8 protein-coding genes are annotated in these 9,681 nt (G+C 73.5%); 4 read left to right on the forward strand and 4 right to left on the reverse strand.

What is annotated here, in order from left to right:
* The first annotated feature begins 19 nt into the window (after window positions 1-19).
* Window positions 20-268, forward strand: a complete 249-nt coding sequence (locus tag AB0I42_RS15515; protein WP_357537800.1) for a DUF3040 domain-containing protein — start codon at window positions 20-22, stop codon at window positions 266-268.
* 59 nt (window positions 269-327) lie between these two features.
* Here AB0I42_RS15515 and AB0I42_RS15520 read toward each other — a convergent pair whose 3' ends face one another.
* Both AB0I42_RS15520 and AB0I42_RS15525 read right to left on the reverse strand, forming a co-directional pair.
* A complete protein-coding gene (locus AB0I42_RS15520) occupies window positions 328-1,152 on the reverse strand; it encodes a septum formation family protein (protein ID WP_357537802.1) in 825 nt (274 codons plus the stop codon).
* A gap of 35 nt (window positions 1,153-1,187) precedes the next feature.
* Entirely contained in the window at window positions 1,188-2,726 is a 1,539-nt protein-coding gene (locus tag AB0I42_RS15525; protein ID WP_357537804.1) for an MFS transporter, read from the reverse strand.
* A 190-nt stretch (window positions 2,727-2,916) separates the two neighbouring features.
* Between AB0I42_RS15525 and AB0I42_RS15530 the strand changes: the two genes are divergently transcribed.
* Window positions 2,917-3,573 (forward strand): TetR/AcrR family transcriptional regulator, encoded by a 657-nt coding sequence (locus AB0I42_RS15530; protein ID WP_357537806.1) that lies wholly within the window; start codon window positions 2,917-2,919, stop codon window positions 3,571-3,573.
* 45 nt (window positions 3,574-3,618) lie between these two features.
* On the opposite strand, the gene AB0I42_RS15535 is transcribed toward AB0I42_RS15530, so the two are convergent.
* Together AB0I42_RS15535 and AB0I42_RS15540 are read right to left on the reverse strand one after the other, a co-directional pair.
* On the reverse strand, window positions 3,619-4,593 hold the full coding sequence (locus AB0I42_RS15535; RefSeq protein ID WP_357537808.1) for an SWIM zinc finger family protein: 975 nt from the start codon (window positions 4,591-4,593) through the stop codon (window positions 3,619-3,621).
* Window positions 4,590-7,682, reverse strand: coding sequence for a DEAD/DEAH box helicase (locus AB0I42_RS15540; protein WP_357537809.1), 3,093 nt, complete (start codon window positions 7,680-7,682; stop codon window positions 4,590-4,592). The genes AB0I42_RS15535 and AB0I42_RS15540 overlap by 4 nt, the downstream gene beginning before the upstream one ends.
* Window positions 7,683-7,828: 146 nt before the next feature.
* Here AB0I42_RS15540 and AB0I42_RS15545 point away from each other — a divergent pair, with 146 nt between their 5' ends.
* Together AB0I42_RS15545 and AB0I42_RS15550 are read left to right on the forward strand one after the other, a co-directional pair.
* A complete protein-coding gene (locus tag AB0I42_RS15545) occupies window positions 7,829-8,560 on the forward strand; it encodes a hypothetical protein (protein WP_357537811.1) in 732 nt (243 codons plus the stop codon).
* Between the two features lie 779 nt (window positions 8,561-9,339).
* A complete protein-coding gene (locus AB0I42_RS15550) occupies window positions 9,340-9,591 on the forward strand; it encodes a hypothetical protein (protein ID WP_357537813.1) in 252 nt (83 codons plus the stop codon).
* The last annotated feature ends 90 nt before the right edge of the window (window positions 9,592-9,681 follow it).

Consider the following 9,681-nt stretch of genomic DNA (forward strand, 5'->3'; position numbering starts at 1 on the left):
GAGGGAAAGGCCAGTACCCATGCTCAGCAGAGAGGACCAGCGCCGGTTCGAACAGATCACCCGCCGGCTGCGCAGCACCGACCCGGAGTTCGTGGCCCGAGTCGGCGACCGGGCGTCGACCCGGCGCCGCCGACTGGTCGCCGCGGTCGTGGTGGCCCTGTGGGCCGCCGTACCGCCACTCGTCGTCGTCGGTGGCTGGCTGGCCGCCACGATCTGTGCCGTGCTGCTCGGCGTGGCCGGCGCGCTGACGTTCTGGCTGCGCCGCTGAGTTGTCGCGCGGCGGCCCGACGGCGGACCGGTGCGGACGGCACCGGCCCGACGATCGGTTCAGTCCCGGATGGACCCGGTACGCGGGGTCTCGTGGTACGCGACGCAGATGATCCAGCGGTCGCCCTCGGCCCACGACTCGGCGCTCGGATAGGACATGAAGTAGTCGTCGCCCAGGTCCGCGGACGGGGCATAGCCGGACAACTTCTCGTCGCATCCCCTGCCGGCATGCTCCGCGACCGCGTCCTCGCCCGGATACGTCGGCGCGGACATGTCGAAGACCCCGAAAACCTCACCCTGGTGCGGTTCGGTGCACTTGGCCGGCGGCCATTCGAGCCCGACGCCCTCGTCGACCGTCTCGATGCAATGGCCCGGTACCCAGCCCGACGAGTAGAACGGCTGTGCCCGCTCCTCCTGCGCCGATTGTTCGGCGACGGTGGTGAGGGCGCCGAGGACCCCGGCGACGACGAGGGACAGGATCACGGCTCCGCTGATCGCGAGCCCGGCGATCGCCAGGCCGATGCCGCGCTGGCCGCGCTGGCGGATCTGCACCAGGGCGATGATGCCGGTGACGATGCTGAACGGGATGAGGGTCAACAGCGCCAACACGAGCGAGGCGATGGCGGCGCCGTTGAACGGACGCGGTGGCTGCGGGACACCCGACGGCTCGTGGCCCACCGGGCCGACCGGTGCCGGGTAGGACGCCCCGGGATAGACGGGGTTGGCCGGCGCCGGGTAGGACGCCGCCGGGGGCGCGGGATACGACGCCGGCCAACCGCCGGTGGTCACCGGCTGCGGCGACGCGTATGGATCGAAGGTCCCGGCTGCGGGGGTGTTGCCGGGCTCGGCCACCGTGCCGGCCGGTGGGAACGGGGGTTGGGTCACGCCGGGAACCTAGCAGCGGTCACCGACACCCTGCCTCACCTTTCCGGTCGTCCACGTACCGTCGAAGCGGCCGTGCCCCGGCGGAGCAGGACCGGCGCGACCACGGCGAGCAGCGCGAGGATGGCCGCGCCGGTCAGGGCCGCGGCACCGAGCCCGTCGACGAACGCCTGCCGGGCCAGGGCCAGCAGCGGTTCGGCCACACCGGGCGGGAGCCGGTCGGCGACCTCGACGGCCGTGCCGAGATTGGCGGTCATGGCGTCGGCGGCCCCGGCGGGTACGTCGGCCGGCATTCCGTCCATGATGGATGAACGGTAGACGACGGCGCCGATCGAGCCGAGGATCGCGATTCCGGTGGCGGCGCCGAGCTCGTTGGCGGTCTCGGACAGGGCGGACGCCGACCCGGACCGTTCGGGGTCGACGGCGGCGACCACGACGTCGGTGGCGAGCGTCATGAGCGGGCTGATGCCCGCCCCGACCAGCACCGACCCCAGGATCATCCGGAACAGTCCGTCGTGGACCGGCGTACCGCCGACCACCAGCATCCCGACCGCGGCCAGACCGGCACCGGCGCCGAAGACCGCGGCCGGTCCGAACCGTGCCGCGACCAGCGGGGCGGTGGCGGCCGTGACGGCGACGACGGCCAGCACCGGCAGCAGCCAGAGCGCCGCGACCAGGGGCGACCGACCGAGTACGAGCTGAAGGTACTGGCTGTTGTAGAGCATCAGCCCGACGAGCGAGAACATCGCCAGCGCCCCGGCGAGGACGGCGCCGGTGAAGCGCCGGTCGGCGAAGAGCCGTACGTCGACCAGGGGCGTACGCAGCCGGCGCTGCCGGACGACGAAGGCTGTAGCGGCGGCGGCACCGGCGGCGGCCGCGAGGGCCGCCGGCACGGTGACGGCGCGTTCCTCGGCGGCGGTCTTGACCGCCCAGACCACCGGAAGGATGGCGGCGAAGGACAGCACGACGGAGCCGAGGTCGAGCCGTTCCGGTTGGGCGTGCCGGTATTCGGGCAGCAGTGGCCGGGCCACCGCGAGCAGCAGCACGACGACCGGGACGTTGATCAGGAACACCGATCCCCAGGCGAACGATTCGAGCAGGACGCCGCCGACGACCGGCCCGAGGGCGGAGCCGCCGGCGAAGCAGGCGGTCCAGAGGCCGATCGCCCGGGTCCGTTCGGCGGGGTCGTCGAAGATGTTCCTGATCAGCGACAGCGTCGACGGCATCAGGGTCGCCCCGCCGACCCCCATCAGCGCCCGCGCGGCGATCAGCGCCGGTGGCGTCGGGGCGTACGCGGCGAGCAGGGACGCCACCCCGAAGACCACGGCGCCGGCCAGGAGGAGCCGGCGGCGGCCGATCCGGTCACCGAGGTTGCCCATCAGGATCAGCAGACCGGCGAGCAGGAAGCCGTACGCGTCGAGGATCCACAGCAGTTCGCTGGCGCTCGGTGCCAGATCGGCGGCGATCGCCGGGGTGGCCAGGTAGAGGATCGAGATGTCCATCGAGGTCAGCAGGACCGGCAGGAGCAGCACGGTCAGCGCCAGCCACCGGCGGGCCGTCTTCGGTGGGGATGTCATGGCTTCCTCCAGACTTGGCCGCGTACACCGTACGCACGATCATGCGTACACCGTACGCAGCCGATAGGATGGGGCGCAACGACAGGGGTGGTACCGACCGGAACGGGCGCCCCGGCGGACAGAGGGCGCTTCGGTGGACAGAGGGCGCTTCGGTGGACAGAGGGCGCTTCGGTGGGCAGAGGGTGGTTCGGTGGGTGACGGGCAGGCGCTGAGCCGGAAACGGATCGTCGCCGCGGCGATCGAACTCGCCGACCGCGACGGGCTCGACGCGGTCTCCATGCGCAGGGTCGCCGACCACCTCGGCTCCGGCACCATGTCGCTCTACCGGCACGTGCCCAACAAGGACACGCTGGTCGTGGCGATGGTCGACGCCGTCACCGGCCGATACGCCTATCCCGACGCCGAGGGCCTCGACTGGCGGGAGCGGATGCGCCTGCTCGCCCGGCACGACTGGGAGATGTACCTCGCCCACCCCTGGGTGCTGGTCGCCTTCTCCACCGTGGCTCCCCCGTTCGGTCCGGAGTCGCTCAAGGCCATGGAGTGGGCGCTGACCGCCCTCGAACCGCTCGACCTGCCGCCCGAGGAGGCCGGGCAGGCGATCATGACGATCAACAACTACCTGCAGGGCAGCGCCCGCGTCGCCGTCACCACCGAAGCCGGCGCGGCCACCGACGGGCCGGGCGCGATGTGGCAGGCCCGGCTGGCCGGCGAGCGGTTGGACACCTACCCCCGGCTACGGCGGCTCGTCGGCTCCCGGTTCCCGCCGCGCGGGCAGACCTGGTTCGAGTCCGGCCTCGATCTGATCCTCGACGGCATCGCGACCCGCCACGGATCCCGCCACCCGTGACCGGTCGGTGGCCGACGAGACGACCGAGGTGGCCCTGACACCGGGCTAGGAGCCGCCGGCGCCGGCCTCCCACGGGGCGTCGTCGGCCTCCGGCCCGGCGGAACCGAAGCGCTCGTACGCCGGCCGCAGGCGCTCCGCCAGGCCCGGGCCGCCGATCGACGCTCCCGGTGGTCCCAGCTGGCGCAGCAACAGATCCGGTACGGCCGGCAGTGTCGCCGGCCGGACGGGCAACGGCACCGGCGCCTGCCAGAAGCCGTCCAGCGCCTCGTCGACCGGCGGATCGGGGATGCCGGCCAGCGCCGCCGCCGCGCCGACGACCGGACCGCCGCCGGCACGTGCTCCGGCCGACGTCCCACCGGATGTCCCACCGGGCGTCCCGGCGGGCAGGAGGGTCTGCTGCCCGGCAGCCTCCGCGCCGGGGCCGGCCGGGTCGCCGCGCCGGGTCCGCAGGTGGGCCAGCAGTTCGGCGCGGCCCCGGCCGCGCCAGTGCAGGATCTGGAACGGGTCGGCGTCGAACGCCTCGGCGAGCAGATAGAACGTGGCGGCGAGGTGCTTGCACGGGACCGCGAAGTCGGGGCAGTTACAGCGCAGGTCGAGTTCGCCGATCGAGGCCGGAAAGAGCGGTGCGCCGGCCGCGGCGAAGACGTCCTCCAGTTCCGGGGGCAGGTCGCCGGCGAGCAGCCGGGCGCTGAAGAACGCCTGCCCGGCCAGGGTCTCCGCCAGCCGGTCCCAGACCTCGTCGGGAAACGGCCGCAGCCCGATCGACACCCGGTACGGCGCCGGCCGGGATCCCTGGACGGTGGCGTCGACCGTGCCGGGGGCGACGTCGAGGCTGACCAGCTGGCCCTTGCGGGCGTACGACCGGCCCCGGGTGAGCCGGGTGCCGAGCGCGAACGATTCCAGCACGGCGAGGAACCGCCGCGCCCACCAGGACTCGCCGATCGCGCCCCGGGTGCTGCGGGCCCGCAGCCCACCCTCGACCGGGCGCGGCGGGCGGTAGTCGGCGAAGTCGGCGCTCACTCGACCACCGCCCCGGCGTCGAGGGCGAAGAGTGCCCGCAGGTCCGCAGTGGACAGTTCGGTGACCCACTGCTCGCCGCTGCCGACGATCTTCGCGGCCAGTCCGCGCTTGTCGCCGATCATCGCCGCGATCTTCTCCTCCACCGTGCCGGCGCAGACGAACTTGCGTACCTGGACCGACCGGCGCTGGCCGATCCGGAACGCCCGGTCGGTCGCCTGGTCCTCCACGGCCGGGTTCCACCAGCGGTCGACGTGCACGACGTGGTTGGCGGCGGTCAGGGTCAGCCCGGTGCCGCCGGCCTTGAGCGACAGTACGAACAGCGCCGGCCCGCCGGGCCGTTGGAAGCGGGTCACCATCGCGTCCCGGTCGGCCTTGGCCACCCCGCCGTGCAGGAAGAGCACCTCCCGCCCGGTGCGCGCCGACAGGTGCGCCCGCAGCATCCCGCCGAACTCGGCGTACTGGGTGAACAGCAGCGCCTTCTCCCCCGCCGCCGCCACCTCGTCCAGGATCTCCTCCAGCCGGGCCAGCTTGCCGGAGCGTCCGGGCAGCGCCGAGCCGTCGCGCAACAGCAGCGCCGGATGGTCGCAGACCTGCTTCAGCCGGGTCATCGTGGCCAGCACCAGCCCGCGCCGCGCGATGCCCTCGCTGTTCTCGATCCGGGCCAGCATGTCGTCGACGATCGCCCGGTAGAGCGACGCCTGCTCCCCGGTCAGGTTGCACAGCACGTCCATCTCCAGCTTTTCCGGCAGGTCGGTGATGATCGACCGGTCGGTCTTGAGCCGGCGCAGCACGAACGGGCCGGTGACCCGGCGCAGCCGCTGCGCGGCCGGCTCGTCGCCGTGCCGCTCGATCGGCACCGCGTAGCGCCGCCGGAAGGTCGCGGCCGGCCCGAGCAGCCCCGGATTCGCGAACTCCATGATCGACCAGAGGTCGGCGAGCCGGTTCTCCACCGGAGTGCCCGTGATCGCGATCCGGTGCCGGGCCGGCAGCGCGCGGACCGCGGCGGCCTGCCGGGTCGCCGCGTTCTTGATCGCCTGCGCCTCGTCGACGACGACCCGGTGCCAGCCGGTCTCGGCCAGCGCGACCGCGTCCCGGGCGGCGACCGAGTAGGTGGTGACGACCAGGTCGGCGCCGGCCACCGCGTCGGCGAACCGCGGCCCGCGCGCCCGGTCGGCGCCGTGATGCACGTGCACCCGCAGGTCCGGGGCGAACTTCGCGGCCTCCCGCTCCCAGTTGCCGACCAGCGACATCGGGCACACCAGCAGCGTCGGCCCGGCATCCGGGCCGTCGCCGGCCAGCAGTGCGAGCAACTGCACGGTCTTGCCCAGCCCCATGTCGTCGGCGAGGACGCCGCCGAGCCCGAGCGACTGCAGGAACGCGAGCCAGGCCAGCCCCCGCTTCTGGTACGGCCGCAGCGTCCCCCGGAAGGCCGGTGGCTCGTCGACCGGGGTCAGGTGCCGTTCGGCCTGCCCGGCGAGCAGGTCGCCGAGCGGTCCGTCGGCGCTCACCCCCAGCACCGGCAACGACTCCGGGTCGTCCGGTGTGGACAGTCCGAGCCGGAGCAGGTCGGCGACGGTCATCTCGCCGCCGGCCCGGAGCAGCCTCAGGCCGGCGGCCAGCCGCTTGGCGTCCAGCTCGACCCACTGGCCGCGCAGCCGTACCAGGGGGGTCTTCAGCCGGGCCAGCTCGCCCAACTCGTCGGCGGTCAGGGGCTCGTCGCCGAGCGACAGCTCCCACTGGTAGTCCACGATGGACTCCAGACCGACCGCGCTCGCGGTGGCCACCGTGCCCGGCGCGGTACGGCTCCGCGCCTGCAACCGGGCGCCGAGCCGGGCGCTGGGCCGGCGCCACCACGACGGCAGCAGCACACCGAACCCGGCCGCGTGCAGCACCGGGGCACCGTCGCGCAGGAACCGGTGCGCCCCCGCCACGTCCAGCGGCAGGGCGTCCGGGCGGGCCGTACGCAGCGCGTCGTCGAGTCGCGGCCACAGCCGGCTGGCCCGGCCCAGCTCGGCGAGCAGGGTCTCCTGCGGCGAGTCCAGGTCACCGGCCAGCGCCGGCAGCCCGTCCGGGGACGCCCACACCTGGCCGGCGTCGACCACGAGGCTGGGTTCGTCGGCGGCCTGCAACGCGAACTCGACCCGCCAGCCGGTGGCCGGCTCGCCGGTCGGCGCCTGATCGGCTGCTCCGGCGGGCCACGGCGCGTCGTCCTCGACGGGTGGCTCGACCAGCCGGAAGCAGGCCCGGACCGGGCTGCCGCCGGCATCGCGCTGCCAGCCCGCCAGCTCGGCGGCCAGCTGCTCGCGGGCCGCCGCCCCCGCCCGGAAGGTCCGCTGCCGCCCGGTCAGGGCACCGAGCCAGGCCCGGGTCGCGCCCGCCACCCCGGTCGCCCGCCGTACGCCGGTCGCCAGCGACACCCCGTCGAGCGCCGTACGGGCCGCGGCGTCGGTGAGCGCGTCGAGCGCGTCGGCGACGAGTCCGGCCGTACCCGGGGCCGGGCTCGCGGCGGTCGGACCCGGCACGGGCGGATCGGCGACGGTGGCACGGACGGCGGGCGGCAGCGCCATCGCCAGGGCCCGCGCCCACCCGGCGTCGGCGCCGGTCAGCAGGGGACGCCACACCGCCCGGTCACCGTCGACGCCGGGCAGGACCCGGCCCCGGGCGACCAGGTCGACGGCGAGTTCGCCGAGCATGGCCAGGTGCCGCAGCCCGGCCCCGACGACCTGGCCGGTGCGGTCCGGCCCGCGCAACAACTCCAGCGCGTGGTCGGCGTCGAAGACCAGGACCGGTACCCGCCAACCGGCGAGGGTGACCTGTCCACGGGCCGGCCGGCCGGCGTCGACCCGGACCAGTTCCGGCGAGTCGAGCGGGCCGCCGCCGCGGGTCGGGAGCATCAGCAGCGCGGTGTCCGTGGCCGCCTTGCCGGCGTCGAGCGCCTCCACCAGAGCCGGATGGGAGGCCGCGAACGGATGCGGGCGCTCCCGGGGTGCGCGCCCCGCGCGCCGCGGCGGCCGGTCCGGCAGCGTCGAGTCCTCACCCCACAGGGCGAGCCGGCCGCCGTCCAGCCACAGCCCGTGGACGACCAGCACCCGCGTTCCCCCTCCACGACGACCGCCCCAGGATAGGCCGCGCCCGGGCCCGGATCCGCGCGGCTCGGCGGAACCGCCGCCGCCGAAACGGACTCGCCGGACGTGCCGGCGGTTGCTACCGTCCCCGGTGCCAGATGGGAGAAGACGTGGCAAAGCTCAACCAGATCATCGCCGTCGAAAAGGGCGTCAAGAGCAAGTCGTTCGCCGAGCTGACCGAGGCGCACCAGGCGGTCCAGAAGCCGGCGCTGCTGTCCGGCCTTTCCCGCACCTACCAGCCGAAGGACGAGGAGGGCGAGCAGCTGCCGCCGGAATCGACCCGGGTGCAGGTGCAGGCCGAAGAGGTGCTGCGGGGCATCGGCACGACCCTGACCCGGCTCTTCGACGTCACCGCCACGAAGGACTGGGCCAACTGCGTCGCCAAGTCGAGCGTGGTCGTCGACGGGCGGACGATCGTCGAGGACGCGCCCGTCACCTACCTGCTCTTCCTGGAAAAGCAGCTCACCGACCTGCACACCTTCATCAAGAAGCTGCCGGTCCTCGACGCGGCCGAGTCGTGGACGCAGGACCAGTCGACGGACTCGTGGCGCACCGAGCCGGTGCGCACCATCCGGACCAAGAAGGTGCCCCGCAACCACGTGAAGGCCGAGGCGACCGAGAAGCACCCGGCGCAGGTCGAGGTCTACTACGAGGATGTGGCGGTCGGCTACTGGACGACGGTCAAGTTCTCCGGCGCACTGCCGGCCCGGCGGGTCAACGAACTCCTCGACCGGGTGACCAAACTCCAGAACGCGGTCAAGTTCGCCCGCGAGGAGGCCAACGGCACGGAGGTGGCCGACCGGCGGGTCGGCGAGGCGGTGTTCGGCTACCTGTTCGGGTAGCCTCCATGGACTCCCCGTGGGAGCGCGGGGATGCGCGCGAGCGCAAAGGCTGAAACTGAAGTTGAAGCTGATCGAGGTGGTGACAGTGGGGGTTCGAGTCCCCCTCCGGCACATCGGGCCGGAGTAGCCCAACTGGCAGAGGCAGCCCCTCTTGAGACTCAGACTATCGCTCCAGGATCAGCATTCGTCGCCGAACGTCAGGTCGATCGGGTGCGGACGATGACGCTGGATGCGGGTTCAACTCCCGCCCGCTGCTCTAAACATGCGGCGGTAGTTTAATGGTAAAACCCGCGTTCTCATGAATGATCCGCATCCTTAAACGTGTTGACGTGAGCAATTGGGCGGCAAACCGAGGGCCCGGGGATTGGACACATCCCCGGGCCTCACCATTTCCCCACCCCGCTACGGCGGTGACAGCCGCACGAGCGGGGCCGGCGGGCGGGCCCGGCCGCGGTGTCGCCGCGGATCCCGCCGGGCGGGCTCGCACGGGGCCGGCCGGGCGGGCGTACCGCTGTCGTAGCCCACAGCGATTTCGCTGTGGATACGCCGAATTCGCTGTGGACGGCACCAGCGACCCTCCCACCCAGCGGGCCCGGGTGGCGGTGCCGGCGTGGACGGCGGAGCCACCGTCGCCGGCGTGACGTCCGTCGGTGGTACGCCGCGCGGGAAGCCTCGGCCCGTCGCGCCGAACGGCCCGGGCCGGCGGTGGTCGTACGCGTCGCTGACCGCGCGGATCCCGATCCGCTGCGGCAGGCGCGAGATCCGCACAGGATGGGGGCATGGCATCCACCACGCAGATCCCCTTGGTCGACGGCCCGGCGGCGGGTACGACGGTCACCGCCGAGTTGGACCGCAACGGCCGGCCGGCGCTGACCCACCATCACCAGGTCAGCGGAGAACTCCACGACGCCGAGGTCTACGAACTCCAGGCGGCCGACGGCGTCGGCGGCTGGATCTACCGCTGGCGCGGCCCGGCCGGCGCGCTGCCGACCCTGCCCACCCCACCCAACCCCACCGCACCCCCCGCCTAATACTCCAACGTCACTTCGCCTGTCTGCGCTGGTAGTGGGATCGTCGGGCGCGGGCTTGGGATGTTCGCCGCCAGATCGACCAGAGCAGGA

The organism is Polymorphospora sp. NPDC050346, assembly GCF_040655695.1.
Lineage (GTDB): Bacteria > Actinomycetota > Actinomycetes > Mycobacteriales > Micromonosporaceae > Polymorphospora > Polymorphospora lycopeni.